This is a genomic window from Kitasatospora sp. NPDC023118 (genome assembly GCF_055560875.1).
In genome coordinates, this window is record NZ_JBVHHW010000025.1 from 1 (window position 1) to 17,183 (window position 17,183).

The window sequence follows — 17,183 nt, forward strand, 5'->3', positions numbered from 1 at the left end:
CAGACTGCCACCGCACCCAACGCCCCACCCAACCGAATGGGCAGTCTGAAAATCACCCAGCCCCCGGAGCGGCCACCCCCGGAGCCGCCCCCGGCCACCCACCCTCCCGAGAGCCACCCCCCCCACAACAGACACCCCGCGCCGTAGGCTTCAGGAGTTGAAGGGGAAGCCCGACAGAGGGATCCCCGCCCTGGGAGGGTGGATCATGTCGACGGACACACCGGGCTCGCAGTCGTCCCTGCACCGGGCGAACCTGGAGCGGGTGCTCCGGGCGGTGCGGATGGCCGGTTCGCTCACCCAGGCCGAGATCGCCCGCGGCACCGGCCTCTCCGCGGCCACCGTCTCCAACATCGTGCGGGAACTGAAGGAGAGCGGCACCGTCGTGGTCGCCGACACCTCCTCCGGCGGCCGCCGCGCCCGCAGCGTCTCGCTCAGCGGCGACGCCGGCATCGTGGTCGGCATCGACTTCGGCCACACCCACCTGCGGGTCGCGGTCGGCAACCTGGCGCACCGGGTGCTGGCCGAGGAGAGCGCCCCGATCGACGTGGACGTCTCCGCCGCGCAGGGCTTCGACCGGGCCGAGGCGATGGTCGAGCGGCTGCTGGAGCAGGCCGGCTTCCGCCCGGAGAAGGTGATCGGCGTCGGCCTCGGCGTGCCCGGCCCGATCGACGTGGAGACCGGTGCGCTCGGCTCCACCGCGATCCTGCCCGGCTGGACGGGCATCGCCCCGGGCCGGGAGCTGGCCGAGCGGCTCGGCATGCCGGTGCACGTGGACAACGACGCCAACCTGGGCGCGCTCGGCGAGCTGGTCTGGGGCGCCGGCCGCGGTCTGAGCGACCTCGCGTACATCAAGATCGCCAGTGGCGTCGGCGCCGGGCTGGTGGTGAACGGCCAGATCTACCGCGGTCCGGGCGGCACCGCGGGTGAGATCGGGCACATCACCCTGGACGAGGCCGGCCCGGTCTGCCGCTGCGGCAACCGGGGCTGCCTGGAGACCTTCGTCGGCTCCCGCTACCTGCTCTCGCTGCTCAGCTCCACCCTCGGCCCCGACCTCACCCTGCCCCGGGTGGTCGAGCTGGCCCACCAGGGCGACCTCGGCTGCCGCAGGGTGATCGCCGACGCCGGCCGGCAGATCGGCACGGGCGTGGCCACCCTGTGCAACCTGCTCAACCCCCGCCGGGTGATCCTCGGCGGCGACCTCGCCGAGGCCGGTGAGCTGGTGCTCGCCCCGATCCGCGACTCGGTCGCCCGCTACGCCATCCCCAGCGCCGCACGCCAGCTCTCGGTCGTCCCCGGCACCCTCGGCGGCCGGGCCGAGGTGCTCGGCGCGCTGGCCCTGGTGATGAGCGAGATGGGGGAGTCCGGCGCCCTCGGCCGCCACTGAGGGCTCCCGGGTGCAGCCCGCCCGACCGGAACACCCATCCGTCAACACCGCATTGACGCGCGCCCCCGGCCCCACCTCCCGGAATGGCGGTAACCCGTCGGTGGCACCGGGCGTGCCGGTCGGTGTCCGGCAAGCGGACATTAGACTCGACCGGTCGGCACCGACCGCGACCGCCGGCCTGCCGCCGGACCGGGCAGCGACGCCCGTCGGACCGTCCGCGGTCCGTGAACACTGAACGAGGAGGAACGGGTGGCCCTGCTGACCCGCATTCGGGGACCGCGCGATCTCGACCGGCTCACGCCCGGACAGCTGGCCGCACTGGCCCAGGAGATCCGGACCTTCCTGGTGACCGAGGTCTCCAAGACGGGCGGCCACCTGGGCCCCAACCTCGGCGTGGTGGAGCTCACCATCGCGCTGCACCGGGTGTTCGACTCGCCGCGCGACCGCATCCTCTTCGACACCGGACACCAGAGCTACGTCCACAAGCTGCTCACCGGCCGCCAGGACTTCTCCCGGCTGAAGATGAGCGGCGGCCTGTCCGGCTACCCGTCCCGCGCCGAGTCCGAGCACGACGTGATCGAGAACTCGCACGCCTCCACGGTCCTCTCCTACGCCGACGGCCTGGCCAAGGCCAACCAGCTGCTGGGCAAGAACGACCCGGTCGTCGCGGTGATCGGCGACGGCGCGCTGACCGGCGGCATGGCCTGGGAGGCGCTCAACAACATCGCCGACGCCAAGGACCTTCCGGTCGTGATCGTCGTCAACGACAACGAGCGCTCCTACTCCCCGACCATCGGCGGCCTGGCCAACCACCTCGCCACGCTGCGCACCACCCAGGGCTACGAGCGCTTCCTGTCCTGGGGCAAGGACGCGCTGCAGCGCACCCCGGTGGTCGGCCAGCAGCTGTTCGAGACGCTGCACGGCGCCAAGAAGGGCCTCAAGGACTTCATCGCCCCGCAGGGCATGTTCGAGGACCTCGGCCTCAAGTACATCGGCCCGATCGACGGCCACGACCTGACCGCCCTGGAGTCCGCGCTGACCAAGGCGCGCGGCTTCGGCGGCCCGGTGATCGTGCACTGCCTCACCGAGAAGGGCCGCGGCTACCACGCCGCCGAGAACAACGACGAGGACCGCTTCCACGCCGTCGGCGTGATCCACCCGGACACCGGCCTGCCGGTCAAGAGCTCGGGCAAGGACTGGACCTCGGTCTTCGGCGAGGAGATGGTCGCGCTCGGCCACGAGCGCGAGGACATCGTCGCCATCACCGCCGCGATGCTCCACCCGGTCGGCCTCGCCCCCTTCGCCAAGGCCTTCCCGGACCGCATCTTCGACGTCGGCATCGCCGAGCAGCACGCCGTCACCAGCGCGGCGGGCCTGGCCACCAACGGCCTGCACCCGGTGTTCGCGGTCTACGCGACCTTCCTCAACCGAGCCTTCGACCAGGTCCTGATGGACGTCGCCCTGCACAAGCTGGGCGTCACCTTCGTGCTCGACCGGGCCGGTGTCACCGGGACGGACGGCGCCTCGCACAACGGCATGTGGGACATGTCGATCCTCCAGGTCATCCCGGGCCTGCGGCTGGCCGCCCCGCGCGACGCCGACCAGGTTCGCGCCCAGCTGCGCGAGGCCGTCCAGGTCAAGGACGCCCCGACCGTGGTCCGCTACTCCAAGGGCACGGTCGGCCCGGCCGTCGCCGCGGTCGGCAAGGTCGGCGGCATGGACGTGCTGCGCGCCGCCGAGGAGCCGAGCGGTGCGCACCGCGCCGACGTGCTGATCGTCTCGGTCGGCGCGATGGCCCCCACCAGCCTGGAGGTCGCCGACCTGCTGGCCGCCCAGGGCATCACCGCCACCGTGGTGGACCCGCGCTGGGTCAAGCCGGTCGACCCGGCCCTGCCGGGCCTGGCCGCCGAGCACCGGGTGGTCGTCACGATCGAGGACAACGGCCGCACCGGCGGCGTCGGCGCGACCGTCGCGCAGGCGCTGCGGGACGCGGACGTGGACCTGCCGGTGCGCGACTTCGGCATCCCGCAGGAGTTCCTGGACCACGCCAGCCGGAACGAGATCCTGGCCGAAATCGGCCTGAACGCCCCCGACATCGCCCGCAAGGTGACCGCCCTGGTCGCCAAGCTGGACGTGGCGCCGGTCGAGGCCTGAGAACGGCCCGGCGGAACGGGCCCCGGGAACCGTCCTAACCCGTTCCGCCGACGACTGGTTGTCGTAACTCCGTAACAGTTCGCCGCGAAACAAGCTGACAATCGCACTGAAGGGCGGGACCGGCGCTACCCGCGCCGATCCCGCCCGGTAGGTTGTCAACCGTGCCGACCCCCACCCGCCTCCGCCCCGCCGGACTGGCCGAGCGCCTGCCCGAGCGTGTCCGTACCCACCTTCGTCAGGGGTACTGGACCAGGCTGGTGCCGGCGCTCGCGCTGGTCGCACTGCTCACCCACATCCCCTCCTTCGCCCGGCCCGTCTGGAGCCCGGACGAGGGCTTCCTGGCCACCCAGGCCCGGATGCTGGCGGACGGCGGCGTGCTCTACGACACCGTGGTGGACCGCAAGCCGCCGCTGCTCCCTTGGCTCTACCAGGCCTGCTTCGCCGTCTTCGGCTCCGCCTCGCTGTGGCCGCTGCGCACCCTCGCGGTGGTGGCCCACCTGGTCACCGCGATCCTGCTGGCCTCGATCGCCCGCGGCCGCTGGGGCAACCGCGCCGGTGTCGGCGCCGGACTGCTCTACCTGCTGGTCTCCATCGGGCTCTCCCCGGAGGACACCCAGGCGGCGACCTTCGAGGTCTTCATGCTGCCCGCCATGGTGGCCGCCTTCCGGTACGCCGAGCGCCGCCGCTGGCTGGCCGCCGGCATCGCGGTCGCGCTCTGCTCGCTGACCAAGCAGACCGGCGGCGCCGTCATGCTGCCGGTGCTCTGGATGCTGCTGCAGGACACCCGCCGACGAGGGGTGCGCTGGCCGCCCGCGCTGTTCAAGATCGGCTTCGGCTTCGCGCTGCCGATAGCGCTGGTCGCGGTCATCCTGACCAAGCCCAAGGGCTTCCTCTTCTGGGTCGTCACCGGCAGCGGCGACTACGCCTCCTTCGGCGGCGCCTGGCTGCAGATGCTCGGCCGCGCCTTCGGCAACCTGGGCATCCTGGCCGCCGCGGGCCTCGGCTTCCTCTACCCGGTCGGTCGCCGGCTCTGGTTCAAGTACCGCCACCGCCCGCTGCCGGTGGCCGGCGAGGAGCACGGCTCGACCACCGACCTGTGGGTCTGGCTGCTCTCCTCGGCCGTCGCGGTCAGCGTCGGCTTCCACTTCTTCGGCCACTACTACCTGCAGCTGATTCCCCCGCTGGTGCTGCTGGGCACCGGGGCGGTGGCCACCTCGGCGATCCGCTGGAAGCCCGTCCTGGTGTACACCACGGTCGCCGCCACGGTCTTCTGGGGCCTGGCGCTGGCCTGGCCTGGGGAGCAGATGAACCGCAACACCGAGGTCGCCACCGCGGTCGCCGCCCAGACCACCCCCAAGGACACCGTGCTGGTCTGGGGCATGCACCCCGAGCTGTACTGGCTGGCCGACCGCAAGCCCGCCACCCGCTACCTGACCGCGGGCTTCCTCACCAACTACAGCGGCGGCAAGGACGGCAGCCAGAACGTCGGCGAGCAGTTCAGCGTCAACAACGCCTGGCAGACCTTCGACAAGGAGCTGGCCAACGGCCTGCCCGAGGTCTTCGTGGACGACTCCGGCATCTCCCCGTACCAGCCCGTGATGGTTCCCCGGATCGAGAACCTGCTGGACACCCACTACGAGATGATCGGCGTCATCGGCGACACCGTGGTGTACCGCCTCAAGCGCTGAGCACAGCCGCCGCGAACACCGGGCACGCTACGCAAGGAGCCCCCGGCGACCAGGTCGCCGGGGGCTCCTTCCGTAGCGCTACGCCTTACGCGGGCACCGAGGCCACGCCGGGGGCGAGGAACTTCTTGCCGGTCACCCGCTCCGAGACGCCCTCACGGTCCAGGTACGGGGTGATCCCGCCCAGGTGGAAGGGCCAGCCGGCACCGGTGATCATGCAGAGGTCGATGTCCTGCGCCTCGGCGACGACACCCTCCTCCAGCATCAGGCCGATCTCCTGGGCCACGGCCTCCAGGGCGCGGCTCAGGACCTGCTCCTCGGTGAGCACCGAGTCGCCGAAGGTCAGCAGCTCCAGCACCTCGGGGTCGAGGACCTGCTTGCCGTCCACCCAGGTGTAGAAGCCGCGCTTGCCGGCCTTGACCACCTTGCCGAGGTTCTCGGAGACGGTGAACCGCTCCGGGAAGGCGCCGTGCAGGGTCTCCGAGACGTGCAGGGCGATGGCCGGGCCGACCAGCTCCAGCAGCACGATCGGGGACATCGGCAGGCCGAGCGGCTCGACGGCCTTCTCGACGCTGGCGATCGGGGTGCCCTCGTCGATGATGTTCTGGATCTCGCCCATGAAGCGGGTCAGGATCCGGTTCACCACGAACGCCGGGGCGTCCTTGACCAGGACCGAGGTCTTCTTCAGCTTCTTCGACACGGCGAAGGCGGTGGCCAGCGACGCGTCGTCGGTCTGCTCGCCGCGGACGATCTCCAGCAGCGGCAGGATCGCGACGGGGTTGAAGAAGTGGAAGCCGACGACCCGCTCGGGGTGCTTCAGCTTCGAGGCCATCTCGGTGACCGACAGCGAGGAGGTGTTGGTCGCCAGCACGCAGGTCGGCGAGACCACGTTCTCCAGGTCCGCGAAGACGGTCTGCTTGACGCCCATCTCCTCGAACACGGCCTCGATGACGAAGTCCGCGTCGCCGAAGGCGGCGGCCTTGTCGAGCGAGCCGCTGACCAGGCCCTTGAGGCGGTTGGCCTTGTCCTGGCCGATGCGGCCCTTGCCGAGCAGCTTGTCGATCTCGGCGTGGACGTAGCCGACGCCCTTGTCGACGCGCTCCTGGTCGATGTCGGTGAGGACCACCGGCACCTCCAGACGGCGGGCGAACAGCAGCGCCAGCTGCGAGGCCATCAGACCGGCGCCGACGACGCCGACCTTGGAGACCGGGCGGGCCAGCGACTTGTCCGGCGCGCCGACCGGGCGCTTGGCCCGACGCTGCACCAGGTTGAAGGCGTAGATGCCGCTGCGCAGCTCGCCGCTCATGATGAGGTCGGCCAGGGCCGCGTCCTCGGCGTCGAAGCCGGCCTGCAGGCTGGCCTTGTCGGCGAAGTTGGCGTCCTTGACCGCGGCGATGATGTCCAGCGCCTTGTAGGCGGCCGGAGCGGCGCCGTGCACCTTGCCGTCGGCGACCAGACGGCCCCAGGCGACGGCGTCGTCCCAGGCCTTGCCGCGGTCGATCGCCTCGCGCTCGACGACGACGTCGCCCTTGAGGACCTTGGCGGCCCACAGCAGCGACTGCTCCAGGAAGTCGGCCGGCTCGAAGATCGCGTCGGCGATCCCCAGCTCGAACACGTCCTTGCCCTTGAGCTGCTTGTTCTGGTTCATCGAGTTCTCGATGATGACCTTGACGGCCTTACCGGCACCGATCAGGTTCGGCAGGATGGTGCAGCCGCCCCAGCCGGGGACGAGGCCGAGGAAGACCTCGGGCAGCGAGAAGGCCGGAACGCCCGCCGACACCGTGCGGTAGTCGCAGTGCAGGCCGACCTCGACGCCGCCGCCCATGGCCGCGCCGTTGTAGAAGGCGAAGGTCGGGACGGGCAGCGCGGCGATCCGCTTGAAGACCTCGTGGCCGCCCTTGCCGATGGCCAGCGCGTCCGCGTGCTGCTTGAGCAGCTCGACGCCCTTGAGGTCGGCGCCGACCGCGAAGATGAACGGCTTGCCGGTGATCGCGGCGCCGACGATCTTGCCCTCGGCGGCCTCGGCCTCGACCTGGTCCAGCGCCTCGGACAGCTTGAGCAGCGAGCCCGGGCCGAAGGTGGTCGGCTTGGTGTGGTCGAAGCCGTTGTCCAGGGTGATCAGGGCCAGCTTGCCGGCCTGCAGCGGCAGGTCCAGGTGACGCACGTGGGCGGTCGTGACGACCTCGCCCGGGAACAGCTCGGCGCCGTGCTGGAGCAGCTCAGTGGTGTTCGTCATGTTCACTTACCACCCTCAAGCTCGGACGACTCTTCCGCTCCGCTCCAATGCGGGTTCTCCCAGATGATGGTGCCGCCCATGCCGAAGCCGATGCACATCGTGGTGAGGCCGTAGCGGACGTCCGGGCGCTGCTCGAAGCGGCGGGCCAGCTGGTTCATCAGGCGCACGCCCGAGGAGGCCAGCGGGTGGCCGAAGGCGATCGCACCGCCGAACGGGTTGACCCGCTCGTCGTCGTCCGCGATGCCGTAGTGGTCCAGGAAGGACAGCACCTGGACGGCGAAGGCCTCGTTGATCTCGAAGGCCTGGATGTCGTCGATGGTCAGACCGGCCTTGGCCAGCGCCTTCTCGGTGGCCGGCACCGGGCCGATGCCCATGACCTCGGGCTCGACGCCCGCGAAGGCGTAGGAGACCAGGCGCATCTTGACCGGGAGGCCGAGCTCCTCGGCGACGTCCTCGGCAGCCAGCAGCGAGGCGGTGGCACCGTCGTTCAGACCGGCCGAGTTGCCCGCGGTGATGTTGCCGTGCGGGCGGAACGGGGTCTTGAGGTTCGCCAGGCTCTCCATCGTGGTGCCCGGGCGCATCGGCTCGTCCACGGTGGCCAGGCCCCAGCCGGTCTCGCCGACCTCGGGGTTGGTGTTGCGGATCGAGATCGGCACCAGGTCGGGCTGGATGTCGCCGTTGGCGTACGCCTTGGCGGCCTTCTCCTGCGAGCGCACGGCGTAGGCGTCGCAGCGCTCCTTGGTCAGGTGCGGGAACCGGTCGTGCAGGTTCTCCGCGGTCATGCCCATGAACAGGGCGGACTCGTCGACCAGCTTCTCGGAGACGAAGCGCGGGTTCGGGTCGACGCCCTCACCCATCGGGTGGCGGCCCATGTGCTCGACACCGCCTGCCACGACCACGTCGTACGCGCCGAAGGCGATGCCGCCGGCGGTGGTGGTCACGGCGGTCAGGGCGCCGGCGCACATGCGGTCGATCGCGTAACCGGGAACGGACTTCGGCAGGCCGGACAGCAGGGCGGCGGTGCGCCCGATGGTCAGACCCTGGTCGCCGATCTGCGTGGTGGCCGCGATGGCGACCTCGTCGATGCGCTCGACGGGCAGGTTCGGGTTACGGCGCACGAGCTCCCGGATGCACTTGACGACGAGGTCGTCCGCGCGGGTCTCGTGGTAGATGCCCTTCGGGCCGGCCTTGCCGAACGGGGTGCGGACGCCATCGACGAAGACGACGTCCCTCGCGGTACGAGGCACGGGGGCTCTCCTCCCAGGGACCAACATTTCGAGGTGGGCGGGCTGCCGCCGGTGAAGACCCGAGCGGCGCCGCATCACTGTCATGCTACCGGTCGGTAACCAACCTGCCCAGGCCCCTCGGAGGGTTCGGACCGTGTGTCCCGCGACACGTCCGACCAGGAAGGCTTCCCGGACACGCCGAAGGGGATGCCGTCCGGACGGACGACATCCCCTTTTCGGAGCCACGCCTCGGGAGCGCGGCCGGGTCAGCCCTGGGCTGAGGCGGCGGCGATGGCGAACGCGGCGGCCACCGGCGGCGCCACCAGGTCGACCTGCCACTGCCGGGCGCCGAGCCGGCGCAGCGCGGCGGCCACGCCCTCGGCGCTCGGCTCGGCCGGCGGCTCCCAGGAGACCCGGCGCACCAGGTCCGGGGTGATCAGGTTCTCGGCCGGCAGGTTGTGACGCTCGGCCAGGTCGCTGACGGCGGCGCGGGCACCGGAGAGCCGGGCGGCGGCCACCGGGTCCTTCTCCGCCCAGGCCCGCGGCGGCGGCGGTCCGTCGTGCGGCGCGGCGGCCGGCGGCAGCTGGTTCTCCGGGATCTCCCGGGCGCGCTGCACCGCCGCCAGCCACTGGTCCAGCTGGCGCCGGTGCAGCCGCGGCCCGAAGCCCTGGACGGCCTGCAGTGCGGCGATGTTCAGCGGCATGGCCAGCGCGGCGTTGACGATCGCGGCGTCCGAGAGCACCCGGCCGGGGGAGACGTCGCGCTCCTGCGCTATCCGGTCGCGGGTCAGCCACAGCTCGCGCACCACGGCCAGCTGGCGGCGCCGGCGGACCTTGTGCAGCTGCGAGGTGCGCCGCCACGGGTCGGTGCGCGGGGCCGGGCGGGGCGCGGCGGCGATCGAGGCGAACTCCTCCAGGGCCCAGCCGAGCTTGCCCTGGGCGTCCAGCTCCTGTTCGAGTGCGTCGCGCAGCTCGACCAGCACCTCGACGTCCAGAGCCGCGTAGCGCAGCCAGGGCTCGGGCAGCGGGCGGGTGGACCAGTCGACCGCCGAGTGCTCCTTGGCCAGGCTCAGCCCGAGCACGTTCTCGGTCATCGGCCCGAGGCCGACCCGGGCGAAGCCGGCGATCCGCCCGGCCAGCTCGGTGTCGAACAGGCGCTGGGGTCTCATGCCCACCTCGGCCAGGCAGGGCAGGTCCTGGGTGGCGGCGTGCACCACCCACTCGGCGTCCGCGATGGCGGCGCCCAGCCCGCTGAGGTCGGGGCAGGCGATCGGGTCGATCAGGGCGGAGCCGGCACCCGCGCGACGCAGCTGGATGAGGTACGCGCGTTGCCCGTAGCGGTAGCCGGAGGCGCGCTCGGCGTCGACGGCGACCGGTCCGGTGCCCCCGGCGAAGGCGGCGACCGTGGCGGCCAGCGCCCGCTCGTCCGCCACGACGGGCGGGATCCCCTCCTTCGGTTCGAGGAGCGGGACCGGGGCTGCTTCTTCTGGGATGGCTGCTACGGCGTCGGTCACCCCCCAAGGGTACGACGGTCCCCGGAACTGGGAGTGTTGTCGGACTGGTCAGACCGTTACGGACGGAGACGAAGGTGTCGTCCGCACATGGCCGCGGCGACTGCCCCGATGCCTGCGGCGGCCGCTCCCATGCCTGCGGCGGCTCAGGAGGAACGTTCCTCCTGAGCCGCCGTCGTGGTTCAACAAGCGGTTCGGGCCCGATCGGCTCAGTGGATGATTCCGGTGCGCAGTGCGACCGCGACCATGCCTGCGCGGTCCCCGGTGCCGAGCTTGCGGGCGATCCGGGCCAGGTGGCTCTTCACGGTGAGCGCGGACAGGCCCATCGCCACGCCGATCGCCTTGTTCGACTGGCCCTCGGCGACCAGCCGCAGCACCTCGACCTCGCGGCCGGACAGCTCACGGTAGGCGGCCTGCTGGGGGCCCGGCGCACCGGGGGCCCCGGGCGCTCCCGGAGCGCCGGCGGCGCCCGGCACGCCCGGCATCCCGGGGCGGCGCATCCGGCCGGCCAGTCCGGCGGCGCCGAGCGGCAGGCCCGGGCGGCCGGGCATCGCGACATTGGTGCGGGTGCCGGTGACCACGTAGCCCTTGACGCCGCCGGCCAGCGCGGAGCGGACCGCGCCGATGTCGTCGGCGGCCGACAGCGCCAGGCCGTTGGGCCAGCCCGCGGCGCGGGTCTCGGCCAGGATGGTCAGCCCGGAGCCGTCCGGCAGGTGTACGTCGGCGACGCAGATGTCGCGTGGGGTGGAGACCCGGGGGCGGGCCTCGGCGATAGAGGACACCTCGATCACGTCGCGAACGCCGAGCGCCCACAGGTGGCGGGTGACGGTGTTTCGGACGCGGGGATCGGCGATGACCACCATGGCGGTGGGCTTGGTCGGGCGGTAGGCGACCACGTTTGCGGGGTGCTCAAGAAGGACCGACACCAGGCCTCCTGCGGGGAGTGGCGGACGGAACCCCGATGGGGGCGGTCGGAGTGTTCCGCGTTCGGAAAGGGTCACAGTCTGCTTCGGCAGCAACCGTGCCCGGCTTTAGCGAAAGATCACGATCTAGTGAGTAACAATACGGACAAATCGCGCATATGACTGATGCGACATGCCTGGAATTCGCACAAAATCGATCAGAAACGTCACTGATCGGTCGATTCTGACCAGCTAATTGACGCAGAGCGGGATCGAAGTCACACTCCGTCAGCCCTGGGGGTGGCGTCGGGGCGGGAGGTGCCGCCCGGCCCGGACGCCACTCGTCAGTGCGATCGCGGGCGTCGCCGGGCAGGCATCGGGACCACCCCACCGAGTGACGTGACCTCGGCCGACGGCTGCGTGGTCGGGGTGGCCGGCGGCAGCCCGGCGCTGATGCAGAGGAGATCCCCCCAGGCCGCCAGGTGCCGCTCGAACCGGCCGTCGGCCGGCGTCCAGGAGGCCCGGATCTCGATCTCGGTCGAGGACGGACGGTCCGCCAGAGCGCCGAAGTACTGTGAGGCGCAGCGGGTCACCGTGCCGGACGGCTCCGCGTACCCGGCGCCCTGCGCCTGCAGCGCGTCCATCAGCCAGGCCCAGCCGACCTCGGAGAGCATCGGGTCGCCGGCCATCTCCGGCTCCAGCTCGGCCCGGGTCATGGTGACCACCCGGAACTCCCCGTTCCAGGCCTCCTGCCCGGCCGGGTCGTACAGCAGCACCAGCCGGCCGTCTGCCAGCTCCTCGCCGTCCACCTCCACGGTGGCGGTCAGCGCGAACGCGTGCGGGGCGAGCCGGCGCGGGGCCGGCGCGGGGGAGAGCTGGAGCTCGGGCCGCAGCCGCGCCCCGCTCAGGGCCTCCACGGCGGCCCGGAACTCGCTCGGCGCCCCCTCCCGACCCGTTCCGCCACCTGCTCCGCCACCCTGCGCGGGGTGCCCGCCGACCGCTGCCATGACCCGAAGACTAGGTCGAAAGCCCGGGTTATCGCCGCAACTTCCGTCCGAGCGGCGTGCCGGAACGGCAAACCCGGACAGATCTTGGAGGAACCGACGAGGCCGCCCGGGGAGGACGGTCCGAGGCGCATGCGAAGATTTGACCCGTGAGCGAGACTACGGCAGACCCGACGGCGGCCCCCCTCGACGGCCGACCCACCCCCGTGCGCCGCGGCGCCGCGCACGACTCCGCGTTCCTGCGCGCCTGCCGGCACGAGCCGGTGCCGCACACCCCGGTGTGGTTCATGCGCCAGGCGGGCCGCTCGTTGCCCGAGTACCTGAAGGTCCGCGAGGGCATCCCCATGCTGGAGTCCTGCATGCGGCCCGAGCTGGTCAAGGAGATCACCCTGCAGCCGGTGCGCCGGCACAAGGTGGACGCCGCGATCTTCTACAGCGACATCGTGGTGCCGCTCAAGGCCGTCGGCATCGATGTGGACATCAAGCCCGGCATCGGTCCGGTCATCGCCGATCCGATCCGCACCTTCGAGGACCTCCAGCGGCTGCGCCCGCTGGAGCCCGACGACGTCCCGTACGTCACCGAGGCCGTCGGCCTGCTGGTTGACGAGCTCGGCGAGACCCCGCTGATCGGCTTCGCGGGCGCGCCGTACACCCTGGCCAGCTACCTGGTCGAGGGCGGACCGTCCAAGAACCACGAGAACACCAAGGCCATGATGTACGGGCAGCCCGAGCTGTGGGCCGCCCTGGTGGACCGGCTCGCGGACATCACCTCGGCCTTCCTGAAGGTGCAGATCGAGGCGGGCGCCTCGGCGGTCCAGCTGTTCGACTCCTGGGTCGGCTCGCTCGCGCCGGACGACTACCGCCGCTCGGTGATGCCGGCCAGCACCAAGGTCTTCGACGCCGTCGCCCACTACGGGGTGCCGCGGATCCACTTCGGCGTCGGCACCGGCGAGCTGCTCGGGCTGATGGGCCAGGCCGGCGCGGACATCGTCGGCGTCGACTGGCGGGTGCCGCTGAACGTCGCCGCCGAGCGGGTCGGCGCGGGCAAGGGCCTGCAGGGCAACCTCGACCCGGCGGTGCTGTTCGCGCCGACCAAGGTCGTGGAGACCAAGGCCCGCGAGGTGCTGCACGCCGCCCAGGCGCTCGGTACCAGCGGCCACATCTTCAACCTCGGCCACGGCGTGCTGCCGTCCATGGACCCGGACGCGCTCTCCCGCCTGGTCGCCTTCGTGCACGAGGCCAGCGCGCGCTGACGCGTCGAACCACGGCGGCGGGCCCTCCGGTCACGGCGGGCCCGCCGTCGTCGTCCAGCCCTCGGCGCCTCCCCAACTCCGTTGACAGTCCTCCCCATTCGGGTGGGAGGGGCCGGACGGACCCGTCCGGGAGATCGCGACCGCAGCACAGCTCGGCGGCGGGCCGGACACGGGCTATCCGGCGGTCACCTCGATCCCCGCCCGCCGCAGCAGCGCCGCCGTCACCCCGTCCCCGGGCCTCAGCTCCCCGCTGAACGTCCCGTCGTACACCCGCCCGCAGCCGCACGACGGACTGCGCGCCATCAGCAGCGCCCGCCGCGCCCCCGCCGCCTCGGCCGCCGCCAGCGCCGCCCGGGCACCGGACACGAACTCCTCGGTGCAGTCGGCGCCGGTCGTGTCCACCACCCGCGCCCGCCCGTCGTGAGGGCTGACTTCGAGGGAAAGCGCACGCAGTTCTCCGCCGACGAGGTCTTGCTCGTGGTTGAGGTCGTTTCGCCTGAATCCGCGCACCGCGACCGTACGGTCAAGGTCCGCAAGTATGCCGAGGCGGGCATCCCGCACTACTGGATCGTCGAGGAGGAAGGCCGGGCAGCCGTACACGTCTACGAGCCGGACAAGGTGACTTCTTCATACGTACCTGCCGGGATCTTCCGGGGCGCGCTGCAGCGGCCCGTGCCGTTCCCGATCGTGATCGATCTGGACGGGCTGGTGCCCAACAGCGGGTGTGCAGCGGATTGAGGGTTCGGCGTAAAGACCTGCGAGACTGCGAGGCATGTCGGATGCACAGGTCGTCGTCGTCGGTGGTGGGATCGCGGGGCTGGCTGCGGCCGCCTTCCTGAGCGGGGTGGCCGGGGGGCCGGCGCGGGCCCGGGTGACGGTGCTGGAGGCGTCGGGGCGGGTCGGCGGGAAGCTGTGGGGCGGGGAGGTCGGCGGGGTCCGGGTGGACCTCGGGGCCGAGTCGGTGCTGGCGCGGCGGCCGGAGGCGGTGGAGCTGGCGCGGGCGGTCGGGCTGGGGGACGAGCTGGAGCCGCCGACCACCGCGAAGGCGGCGATCTGGACCCGGGGCGCGCTGCGGCCGCTGCCGGGCGGGCAGGTGATGGGCGTCCCGGGAGACCTGGAGGCGCTGGCCGCCTCGGGGGTGCTCACCGCGGAGGGGCTGGAGCGGGCCCGGCACGAGCAGGTGACCGAGGTCGGGGCGGACGTCGCGATCGGTCGCTACGTCGCCGACCGGCTCGGCCAGGAGGTGGTGGACCGGCTGGTCGAGCCGCTACTGGGCGGCGTCTACGCCGGGCGCTCCGACGAGATCTCGCTGCGCGCAGCCGTGCCGCAGCTGCTGCCGATCGCGCAGGGCGGGGGCTCGCTGGTCGAGGGGGTGCGCGAGCTGGTTTCCCGGCCGACGGTGGTCGGCACCCCGGTGTTCCAGGGGCTGCGCGGCGGCCTCGGCACCCTGCCGGAGGCGGTCGCCGAGGCCTGCCTCAAGGCGGGCGTGGACCTGCGCACCGGCACCCCGGTGGACGAGCTGCGTCGCACCCCCGAGGGCTGGCGCGTGGTGACCGGCGGCGAGGTGCTGAACGCCGACGCCGTGGTGCTGGCCGTCCCGGCCCCAGCCGCGGCCCGGCTGCTGCGGGCGGATGCCCCGGCAGCCGCCGTCGAGCTGGACACCGTCGAGTACGCGGGCATGGCGCTGGTGACCCTGGCGTTCCGCCGGGCCGACCTGGCCGAGCCGCCCAGCGGCAGCGGCTTCCTGGTGCCGCCGGTGGACGGGCGGCGGATCAAGGCCGCGACCTTCTCCTCCAACAAGTGGGGCTGGCTGGACCGTTCCGCCCCGGACTCCTTCCTGCTGCGCACCTCGCTTGGCCGCTACCGCGAGGACGAGGCGCTGGAGCTGCCGGACGAGGAGCTGGTGGCCCGCTCGCTGGCGGACCTGGAGGAGGCGATCGGGCTGACCGCCCGGCCGTACGACACCTTCGTCTCGCGCTTCACCGCCGGCCTGCCGCAGTACCCGGTGGGCCACCTGGACCGGGTGGCCCGGGTGCGGGCGGCGGCGGAGGCGGTGGGCGCGCTGGCGCTGTGCGGCGCCGCGTACGACGGGGTGGGCGTTCCGGCCTGCATCGGTTCGGCGGCCGCCGCCGCGGCGGCCATCGACAAACTGTTGACCCCGGCGACCGGGGAAGGTTCCACGGAGAGGACAATGGGCGCATGACTGAGACCGTTGAGCAGCAGCCGGAGCAGCAGCCCGAGAAGAAGAAGGCGCGCGACCTGAACCAGGTCATCCGCTACACCATGTGGTCGGTGTTCAAGCTCAAGGGCGGCCTGCCCGAGGACCGCACTGCCCTGGCCGCAGAGGTGGACGAGCTGTTCGCCCAGCTGGCCGCGAAGGACGTGACCGTGCGCGGCACGTACGACGTGTCCGGTCTGCGCGCGGACGCCGACATCCTCGTCTGGTGGCACGCCGCCGACTCGGACGACCTGCAGGAGGCGTACAACCGCTTCCGCCGCACAGGCCTCGGTCGCCACCTGGAGCCGGTCTGGTCGAACATGGCGCTGCACCGCCCGGCCGAGTTCAACAAGTCGCACATCCCGGCCTTCCTCGCCGACGAGCGCCCGCGCGACTACGTCTGCGTCTACCCGTTCGTCCGCTCCTACGAGTGGTACCTCCTGCCGGACGCCGAGCGGCGCGCGATGCTCGCCGAGCACGGCCAGATGGCCCGTGGCTACCCGGACGTGCGGGCCAACACGGTCGCCTCGTTCGCGCTCGGCGACTACGAGTGGCTGCTCGCCTTCGAGGCGGACGAGCTGCACCGGATCGTCGACCTGATGCGCGACCTGCGCCCCTCCCGGGCCCGGCTGCACGTCCGCGAGGAGGTCCCGTTCTTCACCGGCCGCCGCAAGCCGGTGAGCGAGCTGCTGAACGGCCTGGTCTGACCCGTGTCCTACGGAGGCCGGTCCCCTACGGGGGACCGGCCTCCGGTCGTTGCTACGGGCGCGGGTCACGTCCGGTGCGGGCGGAGGGCGGCGCGCAGGCGGGGGTCGGGGAGGGCGGCGGGGCCGTTCATGGCGACGGCGGTGAGGAGTTCGCGTTCCTCGTCGTCGGCGAGGCCGCGTTGGCGGGTGGGGCGGACCTCGCGCAGGACCTCCTGGCCGATGGGGGAGGCCCAGCGGGTGTAGGGGTAGACGTCGACGCGGGCCATCAGCAGGGTGCCCGAGGTGAGGATCAGCGGCAGGGAGAACCAGGCGAGCGGGGCGAGGGTGTCACCGCCGGTGAAGCCGCTGAGGGAGAGGGCGGCGGCGAGCAGGACCAGGGTCAGCAGCAGGGCGTGCCGGACGTGACGGACCACCACCACGGTGCTGCGCTGCACCAGGGCCGGGGTGGCCAGGCCGGCCAGCGAGAGCCGGGCGCCGATCTCCAGCACGGTGGGGTGCTCGGCCATCGCCCGGCGCAGCTCGTCCGTGCGGCACTGGCCCTCGGGGCCGACGGTGGCGATGATCGCGCGCTCCAGGCGGCTGCGGCCCTTGGGGTCGACCACGGTGGTCCAGCCGGTGTGGGCGAGGTGCAGGCGTCCCCGGCCGGCCATCAGGACGAGGGCGAGTTCCACCACCCGGTCCGGGCCGCCGGCCAGGTAGGCGGTTTCGTACAGGCCGATGCCGACGGCCTCCGGTGGACGCAGCAGGTCCTGATCGGCCAGGGCGTCGGCGGTGGCGGTCATCCGCACCAGCCGGAGGCAGGCCAGCACCGCTGCGACACAGGCCGGGATCAGGAACAGCAACCACATGGGCTTGTTCTATGCCTGGGCCGACAGCGTGGGGAACGGCTTCCCGGAGCGCGAT

General features: G+C 72.3%; 13 protein-coding genes and 1 pseudogene. 7 read left to right on the top strand and 7 right to left on the bottom strand.

Annotated elements, in window-relative coordinates:
- Positions 1 to 205: 205 nt before the first annotated feature.
- The 3 genes from ACZ3UD_RS27795 to ACZ3UD_RS27805 all read left to right on the top strand — a co-directional run bounded on the left by ACZ3UD_RS27795 (position 206) and on the right by ACZ3UD_RS27805 (position 5,226).
- Positions 206 to 1,384, top strand: coding sequence for an ROK family transcriptional regulator (locus tag ACZ3UD_RS27795; RefSeq protein WP_380614155.1), 1,179 nt, complete (start codon positions 206 to 208; stop codon positions 1,382 to 1,384).
- A gap of 249 nt (positions 1,385 to 1,633) precedes the next feature.
- Positions 1,634 to 3,538, top strand: a complete 1,905-nt coding sequence (dxs, locus tag ACZ3UD_RS27800; RefSeq protein ID WP_465593301.1) for a 1-deoxy-D-xylulose-5-phosphate synthase — start codon at positions 1,634 to 1,636, stop codon at positions 3,536 to 3,538.
- Positions 3,539 to 3,699: 161 nt separating this feature from the next.
- Entirely contained in the window at positions 3,700 to 5,226 is a 1,527-nt protein-coding gene (locus ACZ3UD_RS27805; protein WP_465593305.1) for an ArnT family glycosyltransferase, read from the top strand.
- A gap of 85 nt (positions 5,227 to 5,311) precedes the next feature.
- Here the strand turns inward: ACZ3UD_RS27805 and ACZ3UD_RS27810 are convergent, their stop codons facing one another.
- The 5 genes from ACZ3UD_RS27810 to ACZ3UD_RS27830 all read right to left on the bottom strand — a co-directional run bounded on the left by ACZ3UD_RS27810 (position 5,312) and on the right by ACZ3UD_RS27830 (position 12,105).
- A complete protein-coding gene (locus ACZ3UD_RS27810; RefSeq protein ID WP_465593308.1) occupies positions 5,312 to 7,459 on the bottom strand; it encodes a 3-hydroxyacyl-CoA dehydrogenase NAD-binding domain-containing protein in 2,148 nt (715 codons plus the stop codon).
- A gap of 2 nt (positions 7,460 to 7,461) precedes the next feature.
- Entirely contained in the window at positions 7,462 to 8,706 is a 1,245-nt protein-coding gene (locus tag ACZ3UD_RS27815; protein WP_465593311.1) for a thiolase family protein, read from the bottom strand.
- Between the two features lie 245 nt (positions 8,707 to 8,951).
- Positions 8,952 to 10,199: a ribonuclease D gene (locus ACZ3UD_RS27820; protein WP_465593314.1), complete on the bottom strand. Its 1,248-nt coding sequence runs from the start codon at positions 10,197 to 10,199 to the stop codon at positions 8,952 to 8,954.
- Between the two features lie 206 nt (positions 10,200 to 10,405).
- Entirely contained in the window at positions 10,406 to 11,122 is a 717-nt protein-coding gene (locus ACZ3UD_RS27825; RefSeq protein WP_465593317.1) for a LuxR C-terminal-related transcriptional regulator, read from the bottom strand.
- Between the two features lie 320 nt (positions 11,123 to 11,442).
- A complete protein-coding gene (locus tag ACZ3UD_RS27830) occupies positions 11,443 to 12,105 on the bottom strand; it encodes a DUF3000 domain-containing protein (protein WP_465593320.1) in 663 nt (220 codons plus the stop codon).
- Positions 12,106 to 12,308: 203 nt separating this feature from the next.
- Between ACZ3UD_RS27830 and hemE the strand changes: the two genes are divergently transcribed.
- On the top strand, positions 12,309 to 13,355 hold the full coding sequence (gene hemE, locus ACZ3UD_RS27835; RefSeq protein WP_465593609.1) for a uroporphyrinogen decarboxylase: 1,047 nt from the start codon (positions 12,309 to 12,311) through the stop codon (positions 13,353 to 13,355).
- Between the two features lie 174 nt (positions 13,356 to 13,529).
- Here hemE and ACZ3UD_RS27840 read toward each other — a convergent pair whose 3' ends face one another.
- The gene (locus ACZ3UD_RS27840) at positions 13,530 to 13,760 is read right to left on the bottom strand and encodes a 2-thiouracil desulfurase family protein (RefSeq protein ID WP_465593323.1); all 231 of its coding nucleotides are present in this window, start codon (positions 13,758 to 13,760) and stop codon (positions 13,530 to 13,532) included.
- Between the two features lie 39 nt (positions 13,761 to 13,799).
- Between ACZ3UD_RS27840 and ACZ3UD_RS27845 the strand changes: the two are divergent.
- The 3 genes and pseudogenes from ACZ3UD_RS27845 to hemQ all read left to right on the top strand — a co-directional run.
- Positions 13,800 to 14,093, top strand: a pseudogene (locus tag ACZ3UD_RS27845) (Uma2 family endonuclease); the annotation flags it as partial.
- Between the two features lie 34 nt (positions 14,094 to 14,127).
- A complete protein-coding gene (gene hemG, locus ACZ3UD_RS27850) occupies positions 14,128 to 15,558 on the top strand; it encodes a protoporphyrinogen oxidase (protein ID WP_465593326.1) in 1,431 nt (476 codons plus the stop codon).
- Complete coding sequence (gene hemQ / locus ACZ3UD_RS27855) at positions 15,555 to 16,280, top strand: hydrogen peroxide-dependent heme synthase (RefSeq protein WP_380614165.1); 726 nt, start codon at positions 15,555 to 15,557, stop codon at positions 16,278 to 16,280. The genes hemG and hemQ overlap by 4 nt, the downstream gene beginning before the upstream one ends.
- A gap of 65 nt (positions 16,281 to 16,345) precedes the next feature.
- Here hemQ and ACZ3UD_RS27860 read toward each other — a convergent pair whose 3' ends face one another.
- On the bottom strand, positions 16,346 to 17,128 hold the full coding sequence (locus ACZ3UD_RS27860; protein ID WP_465593331.1) for a TIGR04222 domain-containing membrane protein: 783 nt from the start codon (positions 17,126 to 17,128) through the stop codon (positions 16,346 to 16,348).
- Between the last annotated feature and the right edge of the window lie 55 nt (positions 17,129 to 17,183).